Origin of the sequence: Staphylococcus sp. Ze2, from assembly GCF_048568365.1 — a bacterium.
In the GTDB taxonomy this organism is placed as follows: domain Bacteria; phylum Bacillota; class Bacilli; order Staphylococcales; family Staphylococcaceae; genus Staphylococcus; species Staphylococcus xylosus.
The window spans coordinates 1,272,990-1,287,975 of sequence record NZ_CP183486.1; the positions used below are offsets into that span (position 1 = coordinate 1,272,990).

General features: G+C 32.9%; 14 protein-coding genes. 11 read left to right on the top strand and 3 right to left on the bottom strand.

Translation table 11 applies throughout. The annotated features are described in order from the left end of the window. Nucleotides 1–54: 54 nt before the first annotated feature. The gene (locus ACM591_RS05730) at nucleotides 55–606 is read right to left on the bottom strand and encodes a cysteine hydrolase family protein (protein WP_029378950.1); all 552 of its coding nucleotides are present in this window, start codon (nucleotides 604–606) and stop codon (nucleotides 55–57) included. 137 nt (nucleotides 607–743) lie between these two features. Here ACM591_RS05730 and ACM591_RS05735 point away from each other — a divergent pair, with 137 nt between their 5' ends. Together ACM591_RS05735 and ACM591_RS05740 are read left to right on the top strand one after the other, a co-directional pair. Further along, nucleotides 744–1,832 carry a glycosyl hydrolase family 28-related protein gene (locus ACM591_RS05735; RefSeq protein ID WP_029378951.1) on the top strand — a complete coding sequence of 363 codons (1,089 nt, stop codon included), beginning with the start codon at nucleotides 744–746 and terminating at the stop codon, nucleotides 1,830–1,832. A gap of 136 nt (nucleotides 1,833–1,968) precedes the next feature. Then, nucleotides 1,969–3,528, top strand: a complete 1,560-nt coding sequence (locus ACM591_RS05740) for an SLC13 family permease (RefSeq protein WP_029378952.1) — start codon at nucleotides 1,969–1,971, stop codon at nucleotides 3,526–3,528. 301 nt (nucleotides 3,529–3,829) lie between these two features. Here ACM591_RS05740 and ACM591_RS05745 read toward each other — a convergent pair whose 3' ends face one another. Both ACM591_RS05745 and ACM591_RS05750 read right to left on the bottom strand, forming a co-directional pair. Beyond that, the gene (locus ACM591_RS05745; RefSeq protein ID WP_029378953.1) at nucleotides 3,830–4,633 is read right to left on the bottom strand and encodes a prephenate dehydratase; all 804 of its coding nucleotides are present in this window, start codon (nucleotides 4,631–4,633) and stop codon (nucleotides 3,830–3,832) included. A gap of 41 nt (nucleotides 4,634–4,674) precedes the next feature. After that, nucleotides 4,675–5,739: a nitric oxide synthase oxygenase gene (locus ACM591_RS05750; RefSeq protein ID WP_038678856.1), complete on the bottom strand. Its 1,065-nt coding sequence runs from the start codon at nucleotides 5,737–5,739 to the stop codon at nucleotides 4,675–4,677. A gap of 242 nt (nucleotides 5,740–5,981) precedes the next feature. On the opposite strand from ACM591_RS05750, the gene ACM591_RS05755 reads away from it, so the two are divergent. From ACM591_RS05755 to pcrA, 9 genes are all read left to right on the top strand, one after another. Then, nucleotides 5,982–7,451, top strand: a complete 1,470-nt coding sequence (locus ACM591_RS05755) for a nicotinate phosphoribosyltransferase (RefSeq protein WP_029378955.1) — start codon at nucleotides 5,982–5,984, stop codon at nucleotides 7,449–7,451. Further along, nucleotides 7,444–8,265 (top strand): ammonia-dependent NAD(+) synthetase, encoded by an 822-nt coding sequence (gene nadE, locus ACM591_RS05760; RefSeq protein WP_418354309.1) that lies wholly within the window; start codon nucleotides 7,444–7,446, stop codon nucleotides 8,263–8,265. The genes ACM591_RS05755 and nadE overlap by 8 nt, the downstream gene beginning before the upstream one ends. Before the next feature lie 82 nt (nucleotides 8,266–8,347). Next, nucleotides 8,348–8,926, top strand: coding sequence for a DUF2179 domain-containing protein (locus ACM591_RS05765; RefSeq protein ID WP_017723468.1), 579 nt, complete (start codon nucleotides 8,348–8,350; stop codon nucleotides 8,924–8,926). Next, complete coding sequence (locus tag ACM591_RS05770) at nucleotides 8,923–9,108, top strand: NETI motif-containing protein (protein WP_029378957.1); 186 nt, start codon at nucleotides 8,923–8,925, stop codon at nucleotides 9,106–9,108. Before ACM591_RS05765 ends, ACM591_RS05770 begins: the two co-directional genes overlap by 4 nt. Before the next feature lie 222 nt (nucleotides 9,109–9,330). Next, nucleotides 9,331–10,626, top strand: coding sequence for an adenylosuccinate lyase (gene purB, locus ACM591_RS05775; RefSeq protein ID WP_029378958.1), 1,296 nt, complete (start codon nucleotides 9,331–9,333; stop codon nucleotides 10,624–10,626). A gap of 86 nt (nucleotides 10,627–10,712) precedes the next feature. Further along, nucleotides 10,713–11,015, top strand: coding sequence for a YerC/YecD family TrpR-related protein (locus ACM591_RS05780; RefSeq protein ID WP_017723471.1), 303 nt, complete (start codon nucleotides 10,713–10,715; stop codon nucleotides 11,013–11,015). 343 nt (nucleotides 11,016–11,358) lie between these two features. Continuing rightward, on the top strand, nucleotides 11,359–11,970 hold the full coding sequence (locus tag ACM591_RS05785) for a M15 family metallopeptidase (protein ID WP_225489542.1): 612 nt from the start codon (nucleotides 11,359–11,361) through the stop codon (nucleotides 11,968–11,970). 116 nt (nucleotides 11,971–12,086) lie between these two features. Continuing rightward, a complete protein-coding gene (locus tag ACM591_RS05790; RefSeq protein ID WP_135059321.1) occupies nucleotides 12,087–12,779 on the top strand; it encodes a heptaprenylglyceryl phosphate synthase in 693 nt (230 codons plus the stop codon). After that, on the top strand, nucleotides 12,776–14,986 hold the full coding sequence (gene pcrA, locus ACM591_RS05795) for a DNA helicase PcrA (protein WP_069796820.1): 2,211 nt from the start codon (nucleotides 12,776–12,778) through the stop codon (nucleotides 14,984–14,986). Before ACM591_RS05790 ends, pcrA begins: the two co-directional genes overlap by 4 nt.

The window sequence follows — 14,986 nt, forward strand, 5'->3', positions numbered from 1 at the left end:
TCTAAATTCTCCTTATTTATGTAATTATTATTATTCTAGCACGATTTTGCATCGTTATTCTACTACAGCACCTAGTGAATTTTTAAAATGATCTAAAGCCCACGCGTGACCCGAAGGATTAAAGGAAGCGACCCCACGATGTGAAATAGTTATTGCGTACCCTAGATTATAAGCACTAATTGCTGAATGAAGCACGCAAATATCAGTACATACACCGACAAATTCTAAATGTGTAATATTCCTCTCTCTTAGCATTATATCCAAAGAGGTTCCACAGAAAGCATCATAACGTGTTTTATCTAGGTAATGTATGTGATCATTAAACAAAATATTTTGATAGATATCATTTACTTTGCCGTACAGTTCTCTGCCAACAGTACCAATAATATTATGTGGAGGGAATAAATTACTTTCTGGGTGATATTTATTTTCTTCATAATGTAAATCCATCATGAAAAAGATATCGTGTTGTTTTTTATTGTACGCTTCAATTCGTTCAACAATATAATTTTCAATCTGCTGACCTGGAAGGCCACAAGTTAATTTCCCGTTGTCTGCTACAAAGTCATTCGAGTAGTCAACAACGATTAATGCGCTTTTTTTCATAAGATAAAAACACTCCCAATAAACAATATAAAGGTAATTATATACTAAGTCGCTCAATCAATAAAGGGAGTGTAAATGGGTTTAAAAGATATCATTTTTGTATATTATAAAGTAATAGCTCAGAAAGGAATTAGTATATGATAATTAATGCAAAAAAATTTGGTTTAAAAGGAAAGAGTAAATACACAGATACAAGAGCATTACAAAAAGCGCTAAATTATGCTAAGAAGCATAAACCAACGACGATATTCGTACCAGAAGGCGAGTATCATATACGCAAACCACTGGTTATATATGATTCAACAACACTATTATTAGATGAAGCGGCAGTACTTAAAAGATGTGGAAAAGATACATTGTTGAAAAATGGACGCAGATTCAAATTGTATTATGGGTATAAAGGTAATAGTCATATTCACATATCAGGTGGTACATTTGATATGAATGGTTTCAAATACCCATACAATAATACAACGATGTGCATGGGACACGCAGAAGATATTCAGATACAAAATGTAACTTTTAAAGATGTTGTAGGAGGGCATTGTATAGATGCGTGTGGTATCAATGGATTGTATATCAATAATTGTAAGTTTTTAGGATTTAGAGATCTTGATGGAACACGATTTTTCTCTGAAGCAGTTCAGATAGATATACAGGTACCAGGTGCTTTTCCTAAATTTGGTGCTACCGATGGAACAATTACTAAAAATGTAATTATAGAGCACTGTTATTTTGGTAATTCAGATACACTAACAATGCAAACATGGAATCGTGCAATAGGCTCACATGCCAGTCGTTATGATCAATACTATCAAAATATCCATATACGCTATAATACATTTGATGGTCTGAACCAATACGCACTCACACCACTGAAATCAAAAGATACTTATATTCATCACAATATATTTAAAAATTGTGATGGCGGTATAAGGTTTTTAGCGGTTAAAGACGGTAAAAATGCTAAAGACTTAAAAGGTAAAGAACGTGGAACGCAAGCCGGCAGCAATTTAAATATTTATCAAAATAGTTTTGTTGGAAAAATGAGTAAAGAATCGATACGTATTCAAAGCTATAATAAGATTAAACATCAAACTGTACTCATAGCTGACAATAGTTTTGATGACTCATCACAAAGTATGCATTTACAAGATATAGAATCATTATTGCTATTTAATAATAGTTATAATGATATTAAAATAAAAAAAGTCCGTGTAGAGTGATTATATTTTTGAAATAAAATCATAAATATTCTTTATGTAAGTGATTAAAAATACTAACCCTATTTAAAATGTATTATGTTATACTCTAATAAATTATTATGAATATTCAGATAATAATTAAAAGGGGGAAGACATGATGAACGATTTGAATAAAGGGGATAAGAGACGATCGCATTATTTGACGTTTTTTTCAAACAAAAAAGAAAAGAAGTCATATAATGCCGGTCAATTAACAGGTTTAATATTGGGGCCATTATTATTTGCGTTAACGTTATTGCTATTTCATCCGGATGATTTATCAGGTAAGGGAATTTATGTTTTAGCAATCACACTTTGGATAGCGACTTGGTGGATTACTGAAGCGATACCTATTGCTGCAACTAGTTTATTACCATTGATTTTATTACCAATTGGTCATGTGTTGAATCCAGAAGAAGTTTCAGCTCAATATGGTAATGATATTATTTTCTTATTCTTAGGTGGTTTTATTTTAGCAATAGCGATGGAAAGATGGAATTTACATACTCGTGTTGCTTTAACTATTATTAACACGCTTGGAACTAGTACTGGGAAGATTTTATTTGGTTTTATGATTGCTACTGCATTTTTGTCTATGTTTGTTTCAAATACGGCCGCAGTTATGATAATGATTCCGATAGGTTTGGCGATTATTAAAGAAGCAAATGAGTTGAAAAGTGAAAACACTAAATCCGAAAGTCTATCTAAATTTGAACAGTCACTCGTGCTTGCAATTGGGTATGCAGGAACAATAGGAGGACTTGGAACGTTGATTGGTACGCCACCTCTAATTATTCTGAAAGGACAATACCAATCGGCGTTTGGCGAAGAAATTAGTTTTGCTAAATGGATGATTATTGGTGTACCTACAGTTCTTGTTTTATTACTCTTAGTTTGGGGGTATATTCGTTACATTGCATTCAAACATGAAATGAAAGAATTGCCAGGTGGACAAAATTTAATTAAACAAAAGTTAAATGAGCTAGGAAATATGAAGTATGAGGAAAAAATGGTCTTAATAGTCTTTTTACTTGCTAGTACATTGTGGATAAGCAGAGAATTTTTATTAAAGCATTGGTCATATACTTCTGAAGTAGCTGATGGCACAATTGCAATGTTTATATCTGTTTTGTTATTTCTTATTCCTGCTAAAAACAAAGAAAAACATAAGAGGATTATAGATTGGGAAGTTGCTAAAGAATTGCCCTGGGGTGTTTTAATACTGTTTGGTGGCGGTTTAGCATTAGCAAAAGGCATATCCGAAAGTGGGCTAGCAAAATGGCTAGGTGAACAATTGAGACTTATTGAAGGTGTGAGTCCATTAATTATAGTTATCGTTATTACTATTTTTGTATTGTTCTTAACAGAAATAACTTCTAATACGGCAACCGCAACAATGATTTTACCAATTTTGGCAACACTCTCTGTTGCAGTAAATGTGCATCCATTATTACTTATGGTACCAGCAGCTATGGCTGCCAATTGTGCATATATGTTACCAGTTGGAACACCACCAAACGCTATCGTATTTGGAACGGGGAAGATTGGTATCAAAAGAATGGCATCCGTTGGTGTTTGGGTTAATTTATTAAGTATTATAATTGTTGTATTGGTTGTGTATTTCTTAGTACCACCAGTGTTAGGTATTGATGTTACAAAACCATTACCATTGAAATAATAAAATAAGAATCATTTATATAATACTGAAGGCATATCGTATCGAAGTTACTCAACGTAACTTTGCTACGGTGTGCCTTTTTAATAACATATCAAGTTAATTTTTTTATTTATATGAATAATAATTGTTCAAAATTTGGTGAATATGAAAGATACAAAAAAATCGACATCATCAGGTGAGACGATGTCGGTATCGCGGTATCTATTTATTGAATAATTTTTTTGACGATAGACAACGCAATTTAATAGCATTTTTAAATATAATATTAATCGTCAGGTATCTTGTTGCTTATTAGGTTGTGCTAATTCAATTTATTAAATGAACCGATGATAGTAACTTGGAAATCTAAAGTGTTGAGAATTTTAATTACTTTAGATAAATCTTCTGTTATTGGTGTGTCTGCTTGGACAAAAAAATGATACATGCCTAGTTGAGTTTTTAATGGTCTAGACTCTATCCATGATAAATTTATGTTAAACAATACAAAAGTGTTTAAGATACTAGCTAATAACCCTGGTTTATCGAACTGTGGGGTTATAAGTAACATAGTATCACTAGCATTTTCTATATGACGTGGTTGATTACTAACGACTAAAAAGCGAGTAACGTTATGAGGATAATCTTCTATATTTTGCTCTATAGGTGTGTAACTATAGGCTTCTCCACTACCCAGCGGTGCTATAGCACCGACACCATTCTTAATCATATCTAAGCTTTTAATTGTACTATCTACATAATCAATCTCGAAACCATGTGATTGAATATATTTACTAGTTTGACTAATGGCAGGCCCAATAGAATAAACTTTTGAAATATCGTTAACAGAAGCGCCGTCAACACCATATAGTGCAAATTGAATATCTAGATGGAGCTCGCCTTGTGCATAAATATTTTGTTGTGTTAATGCATCGGCAACGATATTGATAGTACCTTCTATAGAATTTTCAATTGGCACAACTGCTATGCTATCGTCATCTTCAGATACAGCAGCGACTACTTCATATAAATTAGATTTTGATACATAATCTATGTCTGTTTCTGATTGGTATTGAGTTGCAGCTAAATACGAAAAAGTCCCTTTTGGACCTAAATAATAAAGTTTCATTTGACGTTACCCCTTGTTTATATGTGTGTGTGGTAGGGTCGTTAATGAAATGGACAACCAGTAGCTTCTGTTTTTTTATAAAAGAAATTAGGCTCTTTCATAACATTTTTATATCCGTGATGATAATTGGAAACTAATGTGGGTGACAGGGAAGGAGCTAGCCATGACCATTTACCAGTAACTTCTCTACCATTTCTTGTTTCGTTTAATTCGAATCTTTCAAATTGCTTTGATGCAGTGAGATGATCAACAATAGATACCCCAGATTTTTTAAATGAATGATAAACTGCATAATTCAATTCGACAAGTGTGCGATCTTTATTGAAAGAATTATTCTTTAGTGTATCAAATTCAAACGCTTCTGCAACACTTTCTAATAAATTATAACGATAAGAATCTGTGAAATTACGTACAGCTATTTCGTTTACCATATACCAACCATTAAAGGGGGCGGTTGGATATGTAATTCCACCAATCTTTAGATCCATGCTTGATATGATTGGTACCGCATACCATTTTAATCCAAGTTGCTGTAATTTTGGAAAATGATCATGTTCAATTGTAACTTCTTTGATTAAGTGTGGTTGATAGTTATGATATTTCATTGTGCCATTAGGCATTTTATAGATTAAAGGTAAAATATCGAAGTCAGTATGTGAACCCTGCCAACCAAGATGTTCAGCAAGTTTAGTAATACTTTTTTCTGCAGGATCCCCTATATCTTCATAACCTGCATATCTGATTAACTGATTATTATATATTTGAGGAGGATCATCCTTCGAAAATATTGTGATATAAGGTTTTATTTTTCCGTTATTTGTCGCTATTGCGATATGATTTTCAATTGCGTTAATAAAGTCATTTTCAGATTGTATGTGTCTTGCATCGACAACAGTTAATGAATCCCAAAAAAATCGTCCAATACAGCGATTAGAATTTCGCCAGGCCATTTTCGTTCCATAAGTTAATTCTTCGGCGGTATGTTCATAAGTTCCGGTTGCTTCAATGGCATATTCAATTTCTCTAATTCTTTTTGAAATACTTTGATCATCATAATTTAATTCTCTATACATTGTGTCGATGAAGGATTTCGCTTCTTTTAACATATAAACACCTCAATATAGATTATAAATCATTTTTAAGATTTTATAATCTTATATCATATAAATGTCACAACATTGTCGTTAGTCATGTCACATTTTAAACAAATTTAAATCATAGATTAAATAGTATGTGAAAAAAATATAATCTTATGTTGAATTTTTCCAGTATATTTAAGTCCTTTTTCATGTGCTATCAAGCTTTCTTTTATGCTAAACTAATGGAAAAGCCGATTGGAGAGATGGTTGTGTACCAATTTGAAGACGATACGTTAGTATTGCATAATGATTTATATCAAATAAATATGGCAGAAAGTTATTGGAATGATGGGATTCATGAACGTATGGCAGTATTTGATCTATATTTTAGAAATATGCCATTTGATAGTGGCTATGCTGTTTTTAATGGATTGAAACGTGTCATTGATTACGTTAATAGTTTTCAATTTTCAGAATCAGATATCGATTATTTAAAATCTATTGGTTACCAACAAGATTTTCTAAGTTATTTAAAAAAATTGAAATTTACTGGCAATATCCGTTCAATGCAAGAAGGGGAGCTTTGCTTTGGTAATGAACCGTTACTAAGAGTCGAGGCGCCGTTAATACAAGCACAATTAATAGAAACGATGCTATTAAATATTGTTAATTTCCATACATTGATAACAACAAAGGCGAGTAGAATTAGACAAGTAGCACATGAAGATATGCTAATGGAATTTGGTACGCGTCGAGCACAAGAAGCGGATGCAGCATTATGGGGAGCTCGAGCAGCTTACATTGGTGGATTTAATTCTACAAGTAATGTGCGAGCGGGAAAACTATTTGGTATTCCAGTTTCAGGTACACATGCACATGCCATGGTACAAACATATGGTGATGAATATATTGCATTTAAAAAATATGCTGAGCGTCATAAAGATTGTGTATTCTTAGTGGATACGTTCCACACATTGAAATCTGGAGTGCCAACAGCAATTAAAGTCGCTAAAGAATTAGGTGATAAAATTAATTTCGTCGGCATTCGTTTGGATTCTGGAGATATAGCATATTTATCGAAAGAAGCACGTCGTATGCTCGATGAAGCCGGTTTTCCAGATGCTAAAATTATCGCTTCGAATGATTTAGATGAGCAGACGATTACGAGTTTAAAATCACAAGGTGCAAAAGTTGATTCATGGGGTGTTGGAACAAAACTCATTACTGGGTTTGATCAACCTGCATTAGGCGCAGTATATAAATTGGTAGCAGTAGAAGATGGTAACGGTGAGTATGTGGATCGTATTAAACTTTCTAATAATGCCGAAAAAGTTACAACACCAGGTAAGAAAAATGTTTACCGTATTATCAATAAAAAAACAAATAAAGCTGAAGGTGACTATATTACGCTCGAACATGAGGATCCATATGAAGAATCGCCTTTAAAACTATTCCATCCAGTTCATACTTATAAAATGAAATTTATAAAAACATTTATCGCAAAAGATTTACATCATGATATTTTTAAAAATGGTCAACTAGTTTATGAAATGCCAAGTGAGGGTGAGGCGCAAACGTATCTAAGAAATAGTCTTAATTACTTATGGGATGAAAATAAACGTCATTTAAATCCACAAGAGTATCCAGTAGACTTAAGTACAGCGTGTTGGGAAAATAAACACAAACGTATTTTTGAAGTTGCTGAACATGTTAAAGAGATGGAGGAAGAAAATGAGTAACCTACAAGATATTGTTGTTAGAGAAATGAAAGTGAAACCTGAGATTGAAAGTAAAGTTGAAACAAAACAGATTGTTCACTTTATAAAAAGTTATATACAATCCCATTCATTTGTACAAGCATTAGTATTAGGAATTTCAGGCGGTCAAGATTCGACATTAGCAGGGAAATTGTGTCAAATGGCAGTAGAAGAATTAAGAGAAGAAGGGAATTTATGTGAATTTATAGCTGTTAAGTTACCTTATGGTGAGCAAAAAGATGCTTCAGAGGTTGAAGACGCATTAACCTATATTCAGCCAGATGAAATCAAAACTATAAATATTAAACCTGCAGTGGATCAAAGTGTTCAATCACTTATAGATGCCGGAATTACATTAACTGATTTTCAAAAAGGAAATGAGAAAGCTAGAGAGCGCATGAAGGTTCAATATTCAATCGCATCTAACAAAAAAGGTATCGTTGTAGGCACAGATCATTCTGCCGAGAATATAACGGGTTTTTATACTAAATATGGAGATGGTGCTGCTGATATTGCGCCATTATTTGGTTTAAATAAAAGACAAGGCAAGCAATTATTAAAATACTTGGGTGCACCAAAGCATCTTTATGAAAAAGTTCCTACTGCTGATTTAGAAGAAGATAAACCCCAGTTACCTGATGAGGAAGCGCTAGGTGTAAGCTATAATGATATCGATGATTATTTAGAAGGTAAATCAGTACCTAGTGATGCAAAGACTACAATAGAAAACCATTATATTAAAACTGCACATAAAAGAGAGTTAGCATATACAAGATATACTTGGCCAAAAAATTAATTAAGTTCCAAATATTTTTAGTGACAAAATAAAAAGATGTTGGTAAAATAACTTGAATTTAATAGCAGAAAGGAAAATGGTCATGTCAGTGATAACATCTAATCCATGGTTAATGGTTTTAGCGATTTTTATTATAAACGTTGCCTATGTAACGTGTCTTACAATGAGAACAATATTAACACTTAAAGGTTATCGCTATGTAGCTGCAATTGTCAGTTTTTTAGAAGTTCTTGTGTATGTCGTTGGATTAGGTATGGTAATGTCTAGTTTAGACCAAATTCAAAATGTGTTCGCATATGCGTTTGGATTTTCAATTGGGATTATTGTAGGTATGAAAATAGAAGAGAAATTAGCGCTAGGTTATACTGTCGTTAACGTTACCTCATCTGAATATGAGTTAGATTTACCACGACAATTAAGAGATTTAGGTTATGGTGTAACGCACTACACAGCATATGGTCGTGATGGAAATCGATTAATCTTACAAATTTTAACACCAAGACGTTTTGAATTTAAATTAATAGAGACCATTAAGCAAATAGATGAAAAAGCCTTTATCGTAGCGTATGAGCCTCGTACAATTCACGGCGGTTTCTGGGCGAAAGGTGTCAGAAGTAAAAAACTTAAACAATATGATACGGATGAAGTTGAAAGTATATGAAAAAACAGCAAAAATTTAAAGTAGAAGAAAATGAGACAATTCAAGATTGTTTGCAACGCATGCGTGACGCAGGATATACACCTGTGAAGCGCTTTGAAAAACCACTTTATAAAGAGAATAAAGATGGAACTTTCGAAGTTTATAAACAAGAAATAGAATTTGTTGGTAAAATTTTACAATAATGATTGGCAAACCGTTATGGAATACCATGTCCATAACGGTTGTTTTTATCGGCGCTTAATTTTTTTATACAGATAGTTGAAAAGGTTTATACTTTTTACAAGAATTCTGTTAAACTAATAGTGAAAAGGATAAACACGAACTTTTATTAAAAATTATGTTTTAATGTACATGTTTTAAGGCGTAATACTAACAAAATTTATGTATGATAGGAGCTTATTTCAATGATTGAACGTTATTCTAGAGAAGAAATGTCTAATATTTGGACTGATCAAAACCGCTATGAGGCGTGGTTAGAGGTGGAAATCCTTGCGTGTGAAGCGTGGAGTAAATTAGGAGATATACCTACAGAAGATGTAAAAAAAATACGTCAAAATGCCAAGGTTGATGTGGCACGTGCACAAGAAATTGAACAAGAAACACGTCATGATGTCGTTGCATTTACAAGACAAGTATCAGAAACGCTTGGTGAGGAACGTAAATGGGTCCACTACGGTCTGACATCAACAGATGTTGTAGATACTGCATTAAGTTATGTTATTAAACAAGCGAACGATATTATTGAAAAAGATTTAGAGCGTTTTATTGAAGTATTGGCGAAAAAAGCAAAAGACTATAAATATACATTAATGATGGGACGCACACATGGCGTACATGCTGAACCAACAACATTTGGTGTTAAGATGGCATTATGGTACACAGAAATGAAACGTAATTTAGAACGTTTCAAGCGTGTAAGAGAAGAAATAGAAGTTGGTAAAATGAGTGGTGCAGTAGGTACTTTTGCAAATATCCCGCCTGAAATTGAAGCATATGTTTGTGAACATTTAGGTCTAGACACAGCGGCAGTTTCAACACAAACATTACAACGTGATCGCCATGCTTATTACATTGCAACACTTGCTTTAATTGGTACATCAATGGAAAAATTCGCTGTAGAAATACGTAACTTGCAAAAAACTGAAACTCGTGAAGTAGAAGAAGCATTCGCGAAAGGTCAAAAAGGATCTTCTGCAATGCCACATAAACGTAACCCAATTGGTTCAGAAAACATTACTGGTATCGCACGTGTGATTAGAGGATACGTAACAACTGCATATGAGAACGTACCACTATGGCATGAACGTGATATTTCACATTCATCTGCAGAACGTATTATGTTGCCGGATGTTACAATTGCCTTAGATTATGGATTAAATCGTTTCACAAATATTGTAGAAAGATTAACAGTATTTGAAGATAATATGCTTGATAATATAGATAAAACATTTGGTTTAATTTATTCACAACGAGTATTACTTGCCTTAATCAATAAAGGTTTGGCTCGTGAAGCTGCATATGATAAAGTACAACCAAAGGCTATGGAATCATGGGAAACAAAAACGCCGTTTAGAACTTTAATCGAACAGGATGAGTCAATTACAGAGTTATTGACTAAAGAAGATTTAGATGAATGCTTTAATCCGAAGCATCATTTAAACCAAGTAGATACAATTTTCCAAAGAGCCGGTTTAGAATAATTGAATTTTTCAAGTGAAATCGTTACACTTTAATGTATTAGTACGTTAAACTGAGATTAAATTGAAAAATACAGGGGTTGTTTTAAATGCAAATAGAAAAATTAAAAGGGAAAGCATTAGATGAATTGTTTGATGCTATTTTAACACTAGAAAATAGAGAAGAATGTTATCAGTTCTTTGATGATTTATGCACTGTTAATGAAATTCAGTCATTGTCACAGCGGTTACAAGTAGCGAAAATGATTAAACAAGGCTATACGTACGCAACAATTGAACAAGAGTCTGGTGCATCAACTGCAACTATTTCACGTGTAAAAAGATCATTGCAATGGGGTAATGATGCTTATACGATGATTCTAGAGCGCATGAATATAGAAACGGCCGATTAACGATTTCGCAAATTAGAAAAATAAAAGATTAGGCTTAGTTGAGCTAACGATAAGATGTTTTACATCTTTGTCGTTAGCTTTTTTGTTTTAATAAGAAATATTATTTGCACTATAAAACAGTCCTTTTCAACTGTAAGTACATTTTGAAACCTGATGTAAATGTTTATAAAAGGAAAGTGAGGCAATTGATATGTAACAATGAAATAAATATAATAATCAATGAACTGACTTGTGGAATTGAATGAAAGGAAGTAACGATATGTTCAAAAAATTGTTATTTGGGCTAATAATATTATTTAGCCTGATAATGTTATTCCTGTTAGCCCTTATAGTTGGAATATGTTTGGCAGTATTTTCAAATCCATACACACCCACTAAATCGAGTATTGTAAAACCTACCAATGCATTGCCAATCATTAGTAAAACACAAGGAGTTACACGTGTGAATGGTCACGTGATTGTAAATAAAAAGTATAAACTCCCAGCACAATACCAGCCAGGTGAAGATAAAGTCGCGAAACAAAATCTTAATAAATTATTGGCTAATGGTGAAGCAGACCAATTAGATTTAAAATTTACTAGTGGTTATCGAAGTTATAGAGAACAACAAGAAGTAGTGAAAGATTTTGAAGAAAAAGATGGTAAAAAAGTTGCGCATCAATACACTGCAAAACCTGGGCAATCAGAACATCAAACAGGTCTTGCATTTGATGTTGGTACCAATAAACCGTTAGATGATTTTCATAAAGATTTTGAGAAAACCAAAGAAGGTCGCTGGATAGAGCAAAATGCGTCAGACTATGGCTTTATTATTAGGTATCCAAAAGGTCAATCACATGAAACAGGTTATGCATACGAGGCATGGCATCTTCGTTATGTTGGTAAACCGCTTGCCAAGATTATTGATGAACAAGATACTAATTTAGAAAGTTACTATCATTTAAATGAAAAATGAAATTAAACAAACAAATCACTTCGAAAATTCGGAGTGGTTTTTTCTACATCATTTTTAGAACTCAAGGCATAAAAATGATATAATCTAATGTATGCTAAAAGAAGGAGTAACATGTTATGGATGAGATTAAAAAGTGGAAACATATTTTTAAATTAGATCCTGCAAAGTCAATTAATGACAAGGATTTAGAGCGGATTTGTAAATCTGGGACCGATGCTATTATGATAGGTGGTACAGATCATGTTACCGAAGATAATGTTTCACACTTAATGAAAAAAGTTAAGACTCATTCCGTACCGCTAGTATTTGAATTTTCAAATTTAGAGAGTATTGTGCCAGGGTTCGATTTATATTTTATACCTACAGTGTTAAATAGCATGGATGTAAAGTTTCATAATGGTATGCTCTTAGAAGCACTGAAAAATTATGGGTATTTAATCGATTTTGAAGAAATAGTATTCGAAGGTTATGTTGTACTAAATCCCGATTGTAAAGTGGCAAAATTAACACAAGCTAACACACAAATAACAACAGAAGATATTGAAGCATATGCACAAATGATTAATGATATTTATAAATTACCGGTTATGTATATTGAATATAGTGGTGTTTATGGAGAAGTTGATATGGTAGAAGCAGCAGCTGATTCATTATCTAATACACAATTATTTTATGGTGGTGGTATTAGTGATTATGAAGAAGCAGAGGCAATGGCTTCTGTAGCTGATACAATCATCGTCGGCAACATTATTTATGAAGATATAAATAAAGCACTAAAAACAGTTAAGATAAAGGAGACACATAAATGAATGCATTAGTTAATAAAATGAATGATGAACAAAGCCAGGCAGTACGTACAACAGAGGGCCCATTACTTATAATGGCAGGCGCGGGTTCAGGTAAAACGCGTGTCTTAACACACCGTATTGCTTATTTGTTAGATGAAAAAGGAGTGTCTCCGTATAACGTTTTAGCGATTACTTTTACAAATAAAGCAGCTAAGGAAATGAAAGCACGTGTCCAAACTTTAGTTGGTGAACAAGCTGAAGTTATTTGGATGTCAACATTCCACTCAATGTGTGTGAGAATTCTTAGAAGAGACGCAGATCGTATCGGTATTGAGAGAAACTTTACGATTATTGATCCGACTGACCAAAAATCAGTTATTAAAGATGTTTTGAAAAATGAAAATATAGATAGTAAGAAATTTGAACCTAGAATGTTTATAGGTGCAATTAGCAATTTAAAAAATGAATTAAAGACACCTGAAGATGCGCAAAAAGAAGCGAATGACTACCATACTCAAATGGTTGCGACTGTATACAAAGGTTACCAACGTCAACTTTCAAGAAATGAAGCGCTAGACTTTGATGATTTAATTATGGTCACAATCCGATTATTTGAGCGTGTTCCAGAAGTATTAGATTATTACCAAAACAAATTCCAATACATCCATGTGGATGAATATCAAGATACGAATAAGGCGCAATACACATTGGTGAAATTATTAGCATCAAAATTCAAAAATTTATGTGTAGTAGGGGATTCTGACCAATCAATTTACGGTTGGCGTGGTGCAGATATCCAAAACATCTTGTCATTTGAAGAAGATTATCCTGAGGCAAAAACAATTTTCTTAGAACAAAATTATCGTTCTACTAAAAACATATTAAATGCAGCAAATGAAGTTATTAAAAATAATTCAGAGCGTAAACCTAAGGGATTATGGACAGGCAATACAGATGGCGATAAAATCCATTACTATGAAGCAACAACTGAACGCGATGAAGCAGAATATGTCGTACGTGAAATCATGAAACATCAACGAAATGGTAAGAAATATCAAGATATGGCAATTTTATATCGTACCAATGCACAATCACGTGTACTGGAAGAAACTTTTATGAAATCTAATATTCCTTATACTATGGTTGGAGGGCAAAAGTTCTACGATAGAAAAGAAATTAAAGATTTATTAAGTTATTTAAGAATAATTGCAAACAGTAATGATGATATTAGTTTACGTCGTGTTATCAATATTCCAAAACGTGGTATTGGTCCATCTTCAGTAGATAAAATTCAAGCTTATGCCGTTCAAAATGATTTGAGCATGTTTGATGCGTTAGCAGAAGTTGATTTTATTGGTTTATCAAAAAAAGTAACACAAGAATGTATTACTTTTTACGATATGATGCAAAACATCATCAAACAACAAGAGTTTTTAGAAATTACAGAGATTGTAAATGAAGTATTAGAAAAATCAGGTTATCGTGAAATGCTAGAACGTGAGCAAACATTAGAATCTAGAAGTAGATTAGAAAATATTGATGAGTTTATGTCTGTACCAAAAGATTATGAAGAAAATACTCCTTTAGAAGAACAATCCTTGATAAACTTCCTTACTGACCTGTCATTAGTTGCTGATATAGATGAAGCGCAAATTGAAGACGGTATAACGTTGATGACAATGCACTCTGCTAAAGGTTTAGAATTCCCAATTGTTTTTATAATGGGTATGGAAGAATCACTATTTCCACATATTAGAGCGATTAAAAGCGATGATGAGCATGAAATGCAAGAAGAAAGACGTATTTGTTATGTTGCTATTACACGTGCAGAAGAAACATTATACTTAACACACGCTACATCTAGAATGTTATTTGGTAGACCACAGTCTAATATGGCATCTCGATTTTTAAGAGAGATTCCTGAAGATTTATTAGAAAATGAATCTAAGCGTAAGTCTAGTTCTCAAAGTAAAGGGAATAGTTTCCAATCAGCTACAAAACAACCAGCTAAAAGATCTTATAGTCAAAAGACTACTAGTTCAAGAAAAACTCAATCAACAACTAATTGGAATGTTGGTGATAAAGTGATGCATAAATCATGGGGTGAGGGTATGGTTAGTAATGTGAAGGAAAAAAATGGCTCAGTAGAATTAGATATTATCTTTAAATCAGAAGGACCGAAACGTTTATTAGCACAGTTTGCACCAATTGAGAAGAAGGGGGAGTAA

Bases quoted from the DNA above. Each gene is read 5' to 3' on its own strand.
- ACM591_RS05730 (WP_029378950.1), bottom strand. From the start codon at position 606: ATGAAAAAAAGCGCATTAATCGTTGTTGACTACTCGAATGACTTTGTA.
- ACM591_RS05735 (WP_029378951.1), top strand. From the start codon at position 744: ATGATAATTAATGCAAAAAAATTTGGTTTAAAAGGAAAGAGTAAATAC.
- ACM591_RS05740 (WP_029378952.1), top strand. From the start codon at position 1,969: ATGAACGATTTGAATAAAGGGGATAAGAGACGATCGCATTATTTGACG.
- ACM591_RS05745 (WP_029378953.1), bottom strand. From the start codon at position 4,633: ATGAAACTTTATTATTTAGGTCCAAAAGGGACTTTTTCGTATTTAGCT.
- ACM591_RS05750 (WP_038678856.1), bottom strand. From the start codon at position 5,739: ATGTTAAAAGAAGCGAAATCCTTCATCGACACAATGTATAGAGAATTA.
- nadE (WP_418354309.1), top strand. From the start codon at position 7,444: ATGAGTAACCTACAAGATATTGTTGTTAGAGAAATGAAAGTGAAACCT.
- ACM591_RS05765 (WP_017723468.1), top strand. From the start codon at position 8,348: ATGTCAGTGATAACATCTAATCCATGGTTAATGGTTTTAGCGATTTTT.
- ACM591_RS05770 (WP_029378957.1), top strand. From the start codon at position 8,923: ATGAAAAAACAGCAAAAATTTAAAGTAGAAGAAAATGAGACAATTCAA.
- purB (WP_029378958.1), top strand. From the start codon at position 9,331: ATGATTGAACGTTATTCTAGAGAAGAAATGTCTAATATTTGGACTGAT.
- ACM591_RS05780 (WP_017723471.1), top strand. From the start codon at position 10,713: ATGCAAATAGAAAAATTAAAAGGGAAAGCATTAGATGAATTGTTTGAT.
- ACM591_RS05790 (WP_135059321.1), top strand. From the start codon at position 12,087: ATGGATGAGATTAAAAAGTGGAAACATATTTTTAAATTAGATCCTGCA.
- pcrA (WP_069796820.1), top strand. From the start codon at position 12,776: ATGAATGCATTAGTTAATAAAATGAATGATGAACAAAGCCAGGCAGTA.